Source organism: Comamonas sp. JUb58 (genome assembly GCF_004364775.1).
Classification (GTDB): Bacteria; Pseudomonadota; Gammaproteobacteria; order Burkholderiales; family Burkholderiaceae_C; genus Comamonas.
In genome coordinates this window covers 250823-266226 of sequence record NZ_SOAL01000003.1, presented here as the reverse complement: position 1 = coordinate 266226, position 15404 = coordinate 250823, and the positions used below count along the sequence as shown (strand labels likewise).

The 15404-nt window shown below is 58.1% G+C and carries 10 protein-coding genes; 3 read left to right on the top strand and 7 right to left on the bottom strand.

Annotation, left to right across the window (positions count from 1 at the left end; translation table 11 throughout):
• Positions 1-102: 102 nt before the first annotated feature.
• Both EDF71_RS04790 and EDF71_RS04785 read right to left on the bottom strand, forming a co-directional pair.
• On the bottom strand, positions 103-1440 hold the full coding sequence (locus EDF71_RS04790; RefSeq protein ID WP_243854175.1) for an ATP-binding protein: 1338 nt from the start codon (positions 1438-1440) through the stop codon (positions 103-105).
• Positions 1437-2120 (bottom strand): response regulator, encoded by a 684-nt coding sequence (locus EDF71_RS04785; protein WP_133855479.1) that lies wholly within the window; start codon positions 2118-2120, stop codon positions 1437-1439. The genes EDF71_RS04790 and EDF71_RS04785 overlap by 4 nt, the downstream gene beginning before the upstream one ends.
• A 582-nt stretch (positions 2121-2702) precedes the next feature.
• Here EDF71_RS04785 and hpnD point away from each other — a divergent pair.
• Together hpnD and hpnE are read left to right on the top strand one after the other, a co-directional pair.
• On the top strand, positions 2703-3545 hold the full coding sequence (hpnD, locus tag EDF71_RS04780) for a presqualene diphosphate synthase HpnD (RefSeq protein WP_133855478.1): 843 nt from the start codon (positions 2703-2705) through the stop codon (positions 3543-3545).
• Between the two features lies 1 nt (position 3546).
• Positions 3547-4860: a hydroxysqualene dehydroxylase HpnE gene (gene hpnE / locus EDF71_RS04775; RefSeq protein ID WP_279586275.1), complete on the top strand. Its 1314-nt coding sequence runs from the start codon at positions 3547-3549 to the stop codon at positions 4858-4860.
• A gap of 7 nt (positions 4861-4867) precedes the next feature.
• Here hpnE and EDF71_RS04770 read toward each other — a convergent pair whose 3' ends face one another.
• A complete protein-coding gene (locus tag EDF71_RS04770) occupies positions 4868-5803 on the bottom strand; it encodes a LysR family transcriptional regulator (RefSeq protein WP_133855477.1) in 936 nt (311 codons plus the stop codon).
• Between the two features lie 1219 nt (positions 5804-7022).
• Here EDF71_RS04770 and EDF71_RS04765 point away from each other — a divergent pair.
• Entirely contained in the window at positions 7023-8045 is a 1023-nt protein-coding gene (locus EDF71_RS04765; protein WP_243854174.1) for an IS30 family transposase, read from the top strand.
• 3 nt (positions 8046-8048) lie between these two features.
• On the opposite strand, the gene EDF71_RS04760 is transcribed toward EDF71_RS04765, so the two are convergent.
• The 4 genes from EDF71_RS04760 to EDF71_RS04745 form a co-directional block, all read right to left on the bottom strand.
• Positions 8049-8816: an RHS repeat-associated core domain-containing protein gene (locus EDF71_RS04760; protein WP_166656450.1), complete on the bottom strand. Its 768-nt coding sequence runs from the start codon at positions 8814-8816 to the stop codon at positions 8049-8051.
• Positions 8817-9226: 410 nt separating this feature from the next.
• Complete coding sequence (locus EDF71_RS04755; RefSeq protein WP_243854173.1) at positions 9227-10120, bottom strand: RHS repeat-associated core domain-containing protein; 894 nt, start codon at positions 10118-10120, stop codon at positions 9227-9229.
• A 132-nt stretch (positions 10121-10252) separates the two neighbouring features.
• Positions 10253-10612, bottom strand: a complete 360-nt coding sequence (locus tag EDF71_RS04750; protein WP_166656449.1) for a DUF1493 family protein — start codon at positions 10610-10612, stop codon at positions 10253-10255.
• On the bottom strand, positions 10605-15395 hold the full coding sequence (locus tag EDF71_RS04745; protein ID WP_243854172.1) for an RHS repeat-associated core domain-containing protein: 4791 nt from the start codon (positions 15393-15395) through the stop codon (positions 10605-10607). The genes EDF71_RS04750 and EDF71_RS04745 overlap by 8 nt, the downstream gene beginning before the upstream one ends.
• Positions 15396-15404 lie beyond the last annotated feature (9 nt).

Below are 15404 nucleotides of genomic sequence, written 5' to 3'. Positions count from 1 at the left end.
GCAAACCACAGGTTTGCGGTTGAGACTAGACGCAAAGCCGCAGGCAGTACAGTAGTACGGCAAGGCTTTGCAACGACGTATCAAGGGTCGTATTAGTGGCTCTTAGAAGATGACCCGCACGCGCAGACCGCCTAGCTCCTCCGACGCATCCAGCAGCAGCTGCGCGCCGTGCTGGCGTGCCACCGCGCTGACAATCGCCAGCCCCAGCCCGCTGCCATGCGCGGTGGTGCCGGGCACGCGGTAGAAGCGGTCCAGCACCCGCTCGCGCTCTTCGGGGACCACGCCGGGCCCGCTGTCTTCGACGCTGAGCACCTGCTGGCCCTCTGCATCGCGGTACCAGCGGCAGCGCACCTGGCCACCGGCGGGGGTGTAGCGCAGCGCGTTTTCCAGCAGGTTGCGCAGCAGCAGGCCCAGCGCATCGGCCTGGCCCTGCACGGGCTCCAGGGTCTCGTCCAGTTCGTGCTGCAGGGTCAAGCCAGCCTGCTGGGCCAGCGGTTGCAGCTCATCCACCGCCATCTCGCACAGCGCCGCCACCGCGACGGGCTGCGCAGGCGCTGCCTGCATCTGCCCGGCCTCCTGGCGGGCCAGGTGCAGCAGTTGTTCGACCATGCGCGTGGCCCGGTCGATGCCCGCCATCACCCGCTCGCTGGCCACGCGCCGCGCAGCATCATCGGGCGCGCGGGCGAGGCCCTGCACCTGCAGCCGCAGAGCCGCCAGGGGGGTGCGTAGCTCATGGGCGGCATCGCCCACAAAGCGCTGCAGCGCATCAAAGGCGGCCTGCAAACGCGCCAGCAGCAGGTTCATCTCCTGCACCAGGGGCTGCACTTCCAGCGGCAGATCGGCATCCGCCAGCGGCGACAAATCATCGGCCTGGCGCGCCGCCAGCTGCTCGCGGGTGCGCGCCAACGGCGCCAAGGTATGGGCCACCACCCACCACACCACCAGCATGATCAGCGGGGCCAGCAGCAGCACCGGCACGATGGAGCGCAAGGCCACATTGCCGGCCATCTGGCCGCGCGATGCCGCCTCTTGCGCCACTTGGATCACCTGGGTCGGCGTCTGCAGCGCGTAGATGCGAAAGGCCACGCCATGGGCACGTGCATCGCTGAAACCCAGCACGGCGACCTGGGGCAGCAGGCGGGAATTGCTGGAGCGGTAGAGCATGATGCCGTCCGAGCGCCAGATCTGCACGATCATGTCCTGGGCCTTGGCCTGCGGATCGGCCAGCGCATCCGAGGCCACCTCGGAAGCCAGCCCGGCCGACAGCGCCAGCGCAATGCGCTGCATCTGCACATCGAACAGCGCCTCGGTCTCTGCCCGCGCCGTGCGGTAGATGCTGACGGCCTGCAGGCCCGCGGCCACCACCACAACGGCCAGCAGCGCCCAGATCAGCCGCGCACGCAGCGAAAAAGGCCGCCGCGTCCACAGCGGCTTGCTCAAGGTGCCACCCCGGTGGGCAGCGACTCGACCGGCACTAGGTAGCCCAGGCCGCGCACATTCTGGATCAGATCGGCACCCAGCTTTTTGCGCACCCCGTGGATGTAGACCTCGACCGCATTGCTGCTGATGTCATCGCGCCAGGAATAGAGCTTTTCTTCCAGCTGCGCGCGCGAAAGCACGCGGCCAGGCCGGGCGATCAAGGGCTCCAGCACCGCCCATTCGCGGGCAGACAGCTGCACTGGCTGCCCGGCCACAAAGGCCTCGCGCGAGGCGGGTACCAGGCGCACCTGGCCCCAGCAGTACTCGGGCTCGGCCCGGCCGCTGGCACGGCGCAGCAGCGCACGGATGCGCGCCAGCAGCTCGTCCAGGTCATAGGGTTTGATGATGTAGTCGTCGGCGCCGGCGTCGAGCCCCGCCACCCGCTCGGCGATGGCATCACGCGCCGTGGCCACCAGCACCGGAATGCGGACCTGGCGCGCGCGCATCTCGCGCAGCACCTGCAGCCCATCCACCTTGGGCAGGCCCAGGTCCAGCAGCACCAGGTCATAGCCGGCCGTCGCCAGCGCCGTCTGCGCCATCGCCCCGTCCTTGACCCAATCCACCGCCCAGGATTCGGCACGCAGTGCATCCAGCACCACTTCGCCAATCATCTGATCATCTTCTACCAGGAGTATGCGCATGGCTGCATTATGCAAGCGGCCAATAACGTGATGGGAAACAGGCCCAGAAGGAAAACGGGCTGACCCCTCAATGGTGATCAGCCCGCAACCCGCAGATTTAAAAAAGCAGAAAGACCGGTTGCAGACACCCCGTCAATCGTGGTGCCTGCATCCTTCCTCCGCGCATGCCGCCCATGGCGTGGGTGCCCAGACTTCTTGTTGGCTTTGGTCTGAACGCCCTGGCGGTATGCACCTCCCTTGTGCCTCGTTGGCGACCGCGATTATATGGAGCGCAGGATGTCAATATCTAACAACTATTGCAACAAAAGACTTCCATAGCCGCGACCAAACCCCGCCAAGGGCCAGACGCATGGAAGCAGTGGATTGAATTTGTTGAGGAATCCGGAGTTTTCTGGCACTCGGCCAGCCCTGACTGCGCCAATGTCAACAAAGCTGTGCAAGCGCTCACCCCCGGTCTTGGTGCCAATTCGACCCAGATGGCGAGGCCCAGCATAGATCCACAGCAAGGCGCTGCGATGACTTGAGAATCTGTCGCCGGGGTAATCTTCCCGGGCCTCTGGCCCATGGGACAATACGGCGCTTATGACCACGCCCCAGCAGTATGTTCAAAACAAGGCCGCAGCCTCAGGCAGCAGCTTTTACTATGCCTTTCTCTTTCTGCCCAAGGACAGGCGTGCAGCGATCACCGCCTTTTATGCCTTTTGCAGAGAGGTCGACGATGTCGTCGACGAGGTGAGCGACCCGGGCGTGGCGGCGACCAAGCTGGCCTGGTGGCAGAGCGAGGTCCGCAAGAGCTTTGCCGGCCAGCCCAGCCACCCGGTCATGCAGGCGCTGATGCCCCATGCCAGCGCCTTCTCCATCCAGGCCGAGCACCTGCTGGCGGTGATCGAAGGCTGCCAGATGGACCTGGAGCAAACCCGTTACCTGGATTTTCCGGGCCTGCAGCGCTACTGCCACCTGGTGGCAGGCGTAGTGGGCGAAGTAGCAGCCCGCATCTTTGGCCAGACCAGCCCGCAAACCACGCAGTACGCCCACAAGCTGGGCCTGGCGTTCCAGCTCACCAACATCATCCGCGATGTGGGCGAGGACGCGATGCGCGGCCGCATCTACCTTCCCGTCAACGAGCTGCAGCAGTTCGATGTCAAGGCGCACGAGATTCTCAACCGCAAGTACTCGGACCGCTTCGAGGCGCTGATGCGCTTTCAAGCCCAGCGCGCCCACCAGCTCTATGACGAAGCACTGGCCCTGCTGCCGCAGGCCGATTACCGCGCGCAGAAGCCCGGGCTGATGATGGCCAGCATCTACCGCACCCTGCTGCGCGAGATCGAGCAGGACAAGTTCCAGGTGCTGCACCAGCGCGTGAGCCTGACCCCTCTGCGCAAGCTCTGGCTGGCCTGGCGCATGCAGGCACTGGGCCGCATGTAAGGTGGCCAGCAGCCAACGCATCGCCGTGGTCGGTGGCGGCTGGGCCGGCATGGCCGCCGCCGTCGAGCTCGCCTCGGCCAGCGCCCACCAAGTGACGGTCTGGGAATCCTCAGCGCACTGGGGCGGCCGCGCGCGCGGCCTGGCCTTGGCCTTGCCCAGCGGCGAAGAGATCACGGTCGACAACGGCCAGCACATTCTGATTGGCGCCTACACCGCCTGCCGCGCGCTGATGGAGCGGGTGGGGGTCAGCACCGATGCCTCCTTCATCAAAAGGCCACTGGCCATGCGCTACCCCGATGGCCGGGGCATCCGTTTTCCCGACAGATCCCCGCCCTGGGATGCGCTGATCGGCATCGCCACGGCCAAAGGCTGGTCCTTGCTGGAGCGGCTGCATCTGCTGCGCCGGGCCGCTGCCTGGCAGCGCCAGGGCTTTCGCTGCGCGCCACAGGCCAGTGTGGCCGATCTCTGCGCCGGCCTGCCCCCGCGCCTGCTGGCCGAGTTTTTTGACCCGCTGTGCATCTCCGCATTGAACACTCCTCTGCACCAGGCCAGCGGCCAGGTGTTTTTGCGCGTGCTGCAAGACAGCCTGTTCGCGGTCGACAAGGGCTCGCACTTCTGGCTGCCGCTGGTGGACCTGGGCCAGCTCTTCCCCGTTGCCGCTGCCAGTTGGCTGCAGGCCCGGGGCCATGACTGCCATCTGGGCAGCCGGGTGCCGCAGTTGGTACAGACCGGTGCCGGTTGGCAGATCCAGGGCCAGCACTATGACCAGGTCTTGCTGGCCTGCCCGGCCTGGGAGGCGGCGCGCCTGGTGCATGCAGCCTTCGCCCATCCATCCAACGACCACGCCGAGGCCCTGGCCTGGGCCGACGACGCCGAGCGCCTGACGCACACCGCCATTGCCACCGTCTACGCCTGGAACCCGGCTCCCAATGCCCAGGGCCATAGCCTGCATGCCCCTTGGTTGGCGCTGCACAGCAGCCCCAGCCAGCCCGCACAGTTTGTGTTTGACCGTGCCCAGCTGGGCGACCCTGCCGGCCTCCTGGCCTTTGTCATCAGCACCAGCGAGGGCGACCGCGCCGAGATCGAGCAGCAGGTCCTCGCCCAGGCACAAGCCCAGCTGGGCCTGGCCTTGCAGCCCCTCAAAACCGTGGTGGAAAAGCGCGCCACCTTTGCCTGTACCCCCGGCATGCAGCGCCCCGGCATGCTGATTGCGCCCGGCCTGCTGGCCTGCGGCGACTACATCGACGGGCCCTACCCGGCCACGTTGGAAGGCGCAGTACGCAGCGGCATCGCCGCCGCCCACGCGCTGGCCTGATCAGGATTCAAACAGCGCCTGCCGCCGCGCGCCAAGGCGCGCCCTGCGCAAAATGCGCAATCACCCAGTCGCGCCAGGCGCTGGATGCGGCACTGCTCCACTGGCTGGAGGGCCGCACCAGGTAGATGCCGGCATCGGCCTGCAGCTGCCACTGCGGCAATACCTCCTGCAAATGGCCGGCCGCCACTTCGGGGCCCAGCAACCAATCACCGCCTGCGATGATGCCCAGGCCTTGGCGTGCGGCCACCAGCAGGGCCTCGTTGTCATTGCTGACCATGCTGGCGCGGATGCTGACCAGGCAGGATTCGGACCCACGCGAGAACTGCCACTGCGGATAGCTGCGCAGCCCGGTAAAGCCCAGGCAGCGGTGCTGGGCCAGATCCTGCGGCGTATGCGGCCAGCCCTGCTCGGCCAGGTAGCTGGGTGCGGCGCAGACCAGGCGCCGGTGGTCGCACAGCCGCGTCGCCACCAGGCTGCTGTCGGCCAGCGACCCGATGCGGATCGCCGCATCAAAGTGCTCGCCAATGATGTCCACAAAGCGCTCGGCATAGACCACATCCAACACCACCTGCGGATGGGCCTTGGCAAACCCCGCCACCATGGGGCTGAGCCAGCGCCGCCCCATGCTAGCTGGCAAGGACAGCCGCAGCGACCCGCGCACAACGGCTGCGGCTTCGCTGGCCTGGCGCTGCGCCTGGTCCAGCAAGGCCATGGCCTCGCGCACCTGGGCCACAAAATGCTGGCCCTCACTGGTAAATCGCAGCTGGCGCGTGGACCGCTCCAGCAGCCGGATCCCCAGCCGTGCCTCCAGCGCACTCAGCCGGCGCGACAGCACCGTCGGGTGGCGCTGCAACTGCGCAGCCGCCGCGACAAAGGAGCCGGCATCGAACACCGCCAGCAAGGCGCTGAGTTCATCGGCGTGTTGGCTGTCGAGCAGGGGCATGGTGGTGGGGCGGAGTGGGCATTGGCAGAACTATAGGGCAGAGATCTGCATACGTGCCATTGTGCGGAGTGATGTTCTCGACACTTTGCGCCCCAGCGATCGATGTGCATCGGATTATTCGCAAGCTGCTATCTTCGCCACTCAACTGAATACAACAATCATTTTAGACGCATCGCTACAGCTCACTTTTAACAAATATACAAAAAACCAAAATAAAAGGAATGATGTAATTTATTAAAAACACCGCTCTGCGTCCTTTTTTATAATAAATATTATATCCATGATCATATAATAAGCAGAATAACAAGGAAATCTGAAAAGCATTTCCGATTAATTGATATTGAGAATTATAAATACTCAAGAAAATATACACAGATGAAAGCAAATACATCACTATCGGAAAAATTCTCATTTTTCAGCTTCCCAAGCTCACCACCAAGTCTGAAATCGCCACAAATCTCTAATCCTTTCATTCAGCTTCATATATAGCTTCACATGAGGAGAAACGGAGAACGAACCAATTAATACGCCTAATCGATCAGATTTAGGCGAATCAACAGTAGCTTTTACAAAGCTTTATTAGAATATGCGAAAACAACAAACACCGTCAGCAAGAAAGGCGCAATATAAATTGCGTAGAATATCTTCCTATACCCATCCTTGAAGAATATCCTATAGCCATGTTCGTATATCATACACATCTGCAGAATGATTAAAAAATAATTCTAATGAGCCTTCCTCGAGATTCAATGACATTAGCACAAATAAATAAACAAAATACCAAATTACCTATTATTGCATATAGCTTCATTTAGCCAGCCCTAAGTTTCATGTCACATCAAAATATGCACGCACTTACACGGAACGCGAGCTACCCTAATCTACTTAAACATAGACTGATGCACAAATGTATAAGGTAACCATTAATGGAATAAGATACACCATTAAAAATAAAATCTTGTTTCTTTGATTTTTAGCAAAAATTTTATAACCGTGCTCATATACCATCGATAATTGCAGCGCAACAAAGAAAAAAATGACTACAACTTTATCTTTCAAATCTGGAATATTAATGCAAATGTTAAAACTCATTATCAAATAAAAAACAATCAGAAGAACTTTAATTTGAATTCGCATTTACTGCATCTTTGCTATATAGAAATGACTGGGCGGTCTCAAACTTGAAGTGCAACACCTGAGCCCCAGGTAATTTGCACAGATGACTTCACGATACACACACTTGCAGCCAGAAGATCGCTTGACTGTGGCTTCTCTTTTGCAGCAGGGCTACAGCCAACGATCCATTGCCCACCTGCTCGGGCGCAGCCCCAGCACCATTTGCCGTGAGCTTTCCCGCAATAGTTCGACCTCTGATGGCTATGCTTTCAAGCCTGCGCAGGCGGCCTGTGAAGCCCGTCGCATCGCCTCTCGACCCCTGCCCAAGCTGCACCCGCATGGCGCTTTGTGGCACGTGGTCTGTCATCTTTTGCTGTGGCGTTGGTCGCCCCAGCAGATTGCCCGCACACTGCACAGCATGAACCCCGAGGAATCCAGCCAGCATGTGTCTCACGAGACGATCTACAACGCCATCTATGCCTATCCCCGCGGGGAACTCAAGAAGCAGCTGCTTGCGCTGCTGCGCTGGGGACGCAGCGGCCGCAGGCCTCGTTCAGCAGGGCAGGACCGGCGGGGCCAGATTCCAGAGATGGTCAGCATTCATGTGCGCCCTCCCGAGGTCAATGACCGGCTGATGCCTGGGCACTGGGAGGGGGACCTGATCAAGGGAGCCAACAACCAGTCTGCCGTGGGTGTACTGGTGGAGCGCAGCACGCGCCTGGTGCTGCTGTGCCGCATGCCTGATGCCACGGCCCAGTCGGCTTTGGCGGCCTTCACGGCCAAGCTCAACCAGGTGGCCCAGCCCATGCGCCAGACGCTCACCTACGATCAGGGCAAGGAGATGTCCCGCCATCGGGAGTTGGCCCAGGCAACGGGTGTGCGGGTGTACTTCTGTGATCCCCACAGTCCTTGGCAGCGAGGCAGCTGCGAGAACACCAATGGCTTGCTGCGCCAGTTCTTGCCCAAGGGGACGGACCTGGGTGTGCATGACCAAGATGCACTGGATTCCATTGCCGACCTGATGAATAACCGGCCGCGCCAGACGCTGGAATGGAAGTCTCCGTACCAGGCGTTTAAGCAGTTCGTGCAGGCGATTGCGCAGCGACAAGCCGCTACCATTCACTGACTCTCAAACCGTTTCAATCAGGCAGCGGTGTTGCGCTTCGGATTTGAGACCGCCCTGAGTTAATTGAAGTAAATTCGAGAGCGCATTCAGCTCCTGAGATGAAATTGCTGAATAAGTTGCAGGTGAAGTGAAATTACTACTATCTATTTGCGGATACCCCACCGAGTTTCTTAAGTAGCCACTTGGATTGTTTTTGAAGCCCGCTGGCAGCCTCCCGGCTGCCAAATCCAGTGCAAGCTCAGCCGCATCTGCATAGCGCTCTGCATTTGGGCTGCAACTGATCGACGTAGCCACTACTCTTGGCAGAGTCTGATATTTGCTTGGCATATCGTAAGAAGCATCATCACTAAATGCTCTAGCAAGCCCATACATACTTGCTCCAAATCCGTATATCGATTTTGAAAACATTGCAGCACCGACAACTTGAGACACTCCACTCGGGAAAGCAAATAGTGCAGCCCCCAGGAAAACCCCGGCACCAGAACCTACTGCACCAACCGTGTTACTACCTACATCCGCCCATCTAATGAGCCCGACGGGATCGTGATACGTTAATGGGCTACTTCCCACATAGGATTTTTTATTTAGCCCTCCAACCAATCCGATTGGATCTTGATTAATGTAGTCTCCAATCTCTGACTCATAATACCGATGCCGGTTGTAATAAAGCCCTGTAACCTCATCCGCATGCTGACCCGGCAACCGAATCGGCTGGTACAAGTCACCCGGGTTATGCTCCGCCCGGACATTTCCCCAGGCATCCAATTGCACAGCCCAGTCCAGCCGGCTGTCTTCCCGGATCAGCGCATTGGGCGTATCCAGGTGGTCGCAAAGGTGTTAGCGGTACTCGCTGGCTAATCTAGCCGAAAGAGAACTGAATTGTCTGCCGTACAATTAAACAAAGTTAAATACTATAAAAATCGCTGACGTTAAATACGGAACTACATAAAGCAGAAAAAAAACCTTGTGATTTTTATTATTCTTATATCCCTTGTGCCCAGCCTCTAAGCCGTAAAGAAATATAAAACCATATAGAAGAAGAAAAATAAAAAAAGGTAAGTGGTCATATTTTATTTTTACAATTAGAGCTAAATTCATTAGCACTGACAACAAACCGGAACACATGTATCCATACTTATCGAAATGACAAATAAGAAGTTTTGCATTTATTTTTATCCACATTATTTTTTGCAAATTGCGTCCGTTGAACTTATCATGCTCTGGAGTGCGGCAGATCCCTGAAGTAAGTTTAATGAGTTGTTTTGTGAATTTGTAAACATACTACTAACGGGTTGTTTCCACGGCGGATCCACATCCATTCCCCAAGTTATAGGAAGTTTTATTTTATTGTTTACTGGGACTTTCCCATCTGCTAAATCGAGTCCTAAATCTAATGCATCAGCAACCCGTCTTCCTGCGTCATTGCATCCAGCAACGCAAACAAGAGTACGTGCTAATGTTGCCCTGTCTGGTGAAATATCATATCCGGAATCATCACTGAATGCTCTGGTGAAACCGTACCAGCTGGTTCCCAACCCGTATATGGATTTTGAAAGCACTGCGCCTCCAGCAATTTTTGTTAGCGTAGTTGGTTCAGGTGCTGCAAGTAATGCGACTCCCACTACAGCGCCACCTGTATTTCCTAATATGCCAAGACCGTTATTAACAACTTCGGACCATCTCACTAGCCCTAAAGGATCTGCATAAATATTTGATGCATTTCCCACATATGAGAATAAATTTACCCCTCCAAAAATTCCGATAGGATCTGGATTAATATATCTACCCATTCCTGACTCATAATACCGATGCCGGTTGTAATAAAGCCCCGTCACCCCATCCGCATGCTGCCCCGGCAACCGAATCGGCTGGTACAAGTCACCCGGGTTATGCTCCGCCCGCACATTCCCCCAAGCATCCAATTGCACCGCCCAATCCAGCCGGCTGTCTTCCCGGATCAGCGCATTGGGCGTTCCCAGGTGATCGCAGAGATAGTGGCGGATCTCGACTTTTTGCGCCGCTTCTTCGCGCTGGGTTTTGACGTCCTGCTCAAACTCGTGGAGTTGCTGGCGCATGAAGCGCTGCACATCGTCACTGATCCGGCATGGGCTGTCATTTCTCGCTGTGCGACCTCGCCGTAATAGAAAGCGGTGGCGGCACTTGCATGCGCGCTCAATACTCGATGGCATGGATAAATTGACCTTGCGTTAAGTTAGAAATTTATTCTTTATGGCATTTTCAATTTGAATTAATGTCAATGGATTGTATTTGGATTTTCTTTTTTCAATCATTATGGTAAACGGAACTATGCGAAATAATATTTTTCCTATCAAATTCTCTCCAAAAAATTCCTCGGGAAAGTATTTTTGAAAATCAAAATAAAGAATATTTACGCCATGATCTTTTTCAAGCATTTCAATAAGACTCTCAGCGACATCTCCATATATATTTAAGTCATGAAGCAGACGAGTTTTTCTTGTGCAATTTTTTATTAGTCTGTTAGAGACTCCACATTTTTTAAGGCAGTCTCGTACTTCAAAAGATATATTATTAGTATCTTTATTCACATGATGTTGCATCATATATCTCATAGCCTGAAACTGCCACACCCAAGTACGGCACTTTTCTAAGTCCCTTTGTTACTAAATTTCTAGTGCGCACTGAATAATATCCTTTTTTGGACGCCGCATGATTAATCTTGCTGGCAACTGAGGTGGTAGAACCCGCTCGGCCGCCACCTGCAATACCAGTTCTCGGCTTGGTATCAAATGGCCCAGTAGCTCCAACGGCACCACCAACGGCCGCATTTCCCTCAGTACCTAAAAGAGAATTTGTGCATGACAACTCTTTATCGCAGCAATTTCTTTCTTTATATTTCTCTATGAAATAGTCAAATGCAATCCCCGCCCCGATACCTACTAAAACTGGTACGAACTGCCCTGTCGGATCAGTGAGGATGGCAGGAGATTGAAATCCATAAGCGTAGGTATTTATGCCGCCTTCAATGCCAATTGGATCGTGATTTATATATTTCCCTGCAAGGGGTTGATAATACCGATGCCGGTTGTAATAAAGCCCCGTCTCCCCATCCGCATGCTGCCCAGGCAGCCGAATCGGCTGGTACAAATCACCCGGGTTATGCTCCGCCCGCACATTCCCCCAGGCATCTAATTGCACCGCCCAATCCAGCCGGCTGTCCTCGCGGATCAGCGCATTAGGCGTTCCCAGGTGGTCGCAGAGGTAGTGGCGGATCTCTACCTTTTGCGCCGTTTCTTCGCGCTGGGTTTTGACGGCCTGCTCAAACTCGTGGAGCTGCTGGCGCATGTAGCGCTGCACATCGCCACTGATGCCCAGCTTGCCGATGTTCTCGTTGATGCGCGCTGTTGTGGCGCTGAGGTCCGTGAACATGGAACGCAACGCTTCTTGCGCGATGCCAGGCTGGATTTGAGCGAGGAGTTCTTCCGCCAGATCGGGCGCTGCTTTGCTGGCTCTGCGCAGTTGGATGAGTGGGGTAAACGACCCTGGCTCGTAGATGGTGTGGATGACTTCTGGTTGCGCTGCGCCATCGTCGTCTTTGGCGTTGGCGCTGTTGAAGCGCTCGGTGTGGATCAGGCGATCTCCGTCCCAACCGAAGTAGTCTGTTTCGTTCTCTTCACTTGAGCCGCCATTGCTCGGCGCGTTGTACTTAGCAAGACGCCGCCCAAACGCGTCGTATCGGTAGCTCTGGGTGTGGCGCTGACCTGCTTCTTCAACGACTACCTGCCCCAACTGGTTGCCACTGTCATACGCCAGCTCCAGCTTGCGGCCTGTGGCCTCATCCAAGCTTTGGGTGCGGTTGCCTCGGCTGTCATATTGATAGTGGATCTTTGCGCCTGCGCTGCTCGCATCTTCTTGGTTCTCGTAATACGCCACGCGGTTGCCGGCCCAGCGTTTGCTGGTGTGCAGCGGTTGGTTACTGCTGGGGTCTGGGGGAGCTTGGAGCGGGTTGAAGTCGCTGCGCAGCAGTTGCTCTTTGGTGATGGGGTTGGCTTGGACTGCAGCGCGTTGCTGGGCGCGCAGGCGGTCTGTTTCGTTGAGGTGGCCGGTGATGGTGTCGGTTGCGGTGGGCTTGGTCTCGGGACCAGCGGTAGGAAGGCGATTGCCTGCCGGGTCGAACTGCCAGCGCTGGGAGCCAGCATGCGGCGTGTGCGCGCCTGTCAGGCGCCCTGCTCCGTCGTAGGCAAAGCGGCTGATGCCCGCGTGGCTGCGCATGCCGACCATCTGGCCCAGGCTGTCGTAGTAGTACTGGCGGGCGGTCATGGCGCCCAGCAGCGTTGGTGGCACGCGGTTGGGGGCTTGCCCGCCGGGCGTGGCAAGCATGTCATCCAGCGCGCTACCCTGCTCCAAACCCATCCACTGCATCGTTTCCATGCGCCCGCCAGCATCCCAGCTGAGCTTGCGGTAGAGCGGCTTGGCGGTGTTTTCGCCAGGGGTTTGGCTATTGATGTCGGTGAGGACTTGGCGGTGAATCTCACGGTGCAGCGCATCGCGCTCAAAGTTCACCAGGCTCTCGCCTTGCCAGGTGATGTCATGCACGTGGCCTGCGCCGTAGAGCAGGTAGCCGACGTTGCCCAGGCCTTGGAGCTGGCTGCCTTGGCGGTGGCCCAGGGCGTCTAGCTGGTGGCTGATGCGGTGTTCAAACTCGATCTCGGGGGTAAAGAACTGGTCTTGCAGTTCGTCCGGGGTGGGGGTTTTGTAGAGGCGCTGGACTTCGCCGATGACCCGGCCGGCTGCATCGCGTTCGATGACTGCTTGGCTTTGCAGGAGGCCTTCTTGGGCTGGATGGCGGTGGGGTCCAACAGCATCTTCTTCTACTTGGTGCCACACGCTCGCTTGCAGCAATTCGCCCACCTTGCCCCATTCATAGCGCTGCGTGGTCGCCGGCAACAGGTCGGTTGCTGGTAGGTGGCGGGCCGCCAATTGGCCGGTGATGGTCCACTCGTAGTGGCTGGTGTGTGCTGCCAGGCCTTGCTCTGCCGCCCAGCCATCGCTAGATTGAACAAGCTGGCCCGCCGCATCGTATTGGTAGCTCTGCACCCGGGCGTCAAAGCCGGTTTCTTGGGCCAAGCGGTCCATCACATCCCAGGTGAAGCGGGTGTGCTCGCCGTTTTCGTTGGTGAGCAGGGTCAGGCGCCCGGCGGTGTCGTAGGCAAAGCCCAGATGCTGACCCGCGTGGCTGCGCTGCACGAGACGCCCCCAGAGGTCATAGGCCATGCGCACGCTGGGTGCTGTAGTGCTGACTGGAGTTTTTTTATCTCTGTCATCGCGGCGCCCGGCCTTCACTTCGACTACCTGCCCCCGGGCATCGTAGATGTAGTGCTCCTTGCTCCCATCAGGGTAGTAAACGGATCGCAGCTGGTCCTGCTCGTTGTATTCATAGGCCACCCGCTCACCCAGCGCATTGCGCACCGCCGTGGTCTGGCCCCAGCGGTTGTATTCGTAGTGGGTGCTTTGGCCTGAGCAGTCGGTGTAGCTGGCGGTCTGCCCGGTGGGGGTGTAGGCAATATGTTTGTCGCGACCATTCGCATCGGTGATGCGGATGGGCTTGTCGGCGTTGGCGCGGGTCGCCAGGTCTGCGGGGCCGCCGGTGATGTTGGGGTAGTGGTATTGCTCGCTGCTGCCATCCGGCAAGGTCACCCGCGTCAGGCGGTTGTGAAAGTCGTACTCGTAGTGGGTGGTGCGGCCTGCGGCGTCGGTACTGCTTTGCAGCATGTTGGTGCTGTCATCAAAGCGCTGGCTGCTGCGCGATCCGTCTGGGCCTTGCGTTGCCAGCAACTGGCCCATGGGGCTGACGGCCATGTATACGCTGCGGCCTAGCGGGTCAGTGACTTCGCTTAAGTGGCCGTACTGGTTGTACTTGCGTTTGATGGTGCTTCCGTCAGCGCGGGTATGTTCCACCAATCTTGCTAAGCCGGCTTCACCTTGAAAGATGTATTTTTCGACCCGGCCCAAGCTATCCGTGACGACACATGCTCGCCTCGGCTGGCCATCTACCTCCGGTCGCTCCTGGTAGTCAAACTTGTAGTCCAAGCCTTCCTGGTTGCGCTGCTCGATGGCTTGGCCGCCTGGCTCGTAGCGGTCATAGGCATAGTGGTGCTCCGGCCCGCCGCGCTCCTGGTGGGCAATCATCAAGTGGTTGCGCCAGGCAAAGCGGCGCACGACCTGGCCGTGACGGTTGGTGACGGAGGTGAGATCGCCCTGGTCGCTATAGCTGTACTGCACCAAGGTGGTGGGATTGGTCTGCAGCATGGGTGCCAAAGGGTCGCGATACAAATCTACCTTTGCCAGGCGCACGCCACTGTCGGCTTGCCAGAAGAAATGTTCGTCTTCGTGGTCGTCGGTGTCCGTGCGCTTGTGGTGAAAGTGCTGGGCATCCTGCACTGCAATGGCTTGCGTGTAGTGCAATTGGTAGCCCCGGCCCACACCATCGTCGATCGTGGTAATGCGCTCCTGGCCCAGCACTTTGGTCCAGTGGTAGCGCTGGGACCGCCCCAGCCGGTCTACTTTGCCCAGCAAAATCCAGTTTGCATCGATCTCCGGCTCTGTCACCGTGACCGGTTTGCCTGCGGTCTTCTGTTCATGGATATCTTTGCGTGCCGCTTCAATCGCCTGCCAGTTCGCCGGGCCAAACACCCAGACGGTATCACCGCTCCCATTGGCCGCCAGGATCATCAAATCCCCGCAAGCCATATCGCGCCGGATCCAGGAGAAGCGACCCTGCCACCACAAGGGCGCCTGCTGGCTGCGGGGAGGTGGGGCTTCAAAGCTATCTGCGGCGCCGCGCTCAGTGAACTTGGCGGGCCCGGTCATCGAGGCCAGGTCTTTGGTCAAGTCGCCCAGATGCCATCCCGAGCGCAGCAGCCAGATGTCTTCGCTCGGGCTGTAGATGGATTCACCAGCGGCCAGCGCATCAAAGGTGATCGTGCGGCCCTGGCTGTCGTGCAGCAAGGTGGCGCTTGCTTCCACCTTGATGCGCAAATCCATGGGAAGGCCCCAGCCATAGCCCAGCACCCCGCAGTGGCCGCCATGCTGCGCGTTGACATAGCTGCTGTACTGGCGCTGCCAGACGACGGGCATGGCGCCTGGTAGGGCAAAGTCCAAGTCAGAAGACCCAGACAATACTTTGGCGCCTAACTGAGCATTGACGGGGTTGCCAATTCCCTTGCCATCATCTTTGCTCTCTGCCTTGCCGCCCGGGCAGACGGAACACGCCACCCCGCCTTGGGTACCAATCAACACGGTGCGCGAACCTGTCACTATCCGCGCGTATTTGACCTTGTCATCTATTCGAGCTGCTGGCTTTCCTGACATGCTTACTCC